Source organism: Streptomyces sp. AC627_RSS907 (genome assembly GCF_019049165.1).
The window spans coordinates 1-547 of record NZ_JAGMUE010000696.1 but is presented as its reverse complement, the minus strand read 5'-3'; the positions used below and the strand labels follow the sequence as shown (position 1 = coordinate 547).

General features: G+C 70.6%; 1 protein-coding gene. It reads left to right on the top strand.

The annotated features are described in order from the left end of the window. Positions 1–547: DUF3631 domain-containing protein (locus tag KUM32_RS37860; protein ID WP_217146358.1), on the top strand; the 547-nt coding region annotated here is incomplete at both ends.

The window sequence follows — 547 nt, the reverse complement described above, 5'->3', positions numbered from 1 at the left end:
ACGAGATCGACACCGTGTTCGGCCCCAGGGCCAAGGACAACGAGGAGCTGCGTGGGCTGCTCAACGCCGGGCACCGACGTACCGGGGTCTCCTACCGGTGCGTGGGCGATGGCGGCCAGCAGACGGTTCAGGCGTTCCCCTCCTACGCGGCCGTGGCCGTCGCGGGACTGGGCTGGTTGCCCGACACGATCATGACCCGATCCGTCATCATCCGGATGCGTCGCCGGGCGCCCAACGAACACGTGGAAGCCTTCCGCAGCCGCATCCACGAACCGGAAGGCCACGCCCTGCGCGATCGATTGGCCGTCTGGGCCGACAGCGTGCGCGAGACCATCGAAGGGTCCTTCCCTGAAATGCCCGAAGGGGTCTCCGACCGCCCCGCGGACGTATGGGAGCCCCTGCTGGCCATCGCCGACGCCGCCGGTGGCCACTGGCCCGAGCGTGCCCGCGCCGCGTGCGTGGAACTGGTGGCCGCCGCGACGGCCGGTGACAAGGCATCGCTGGGCATCCGGCTGCTGACCGACCTGCGCGACACGGTGTTCTGCGG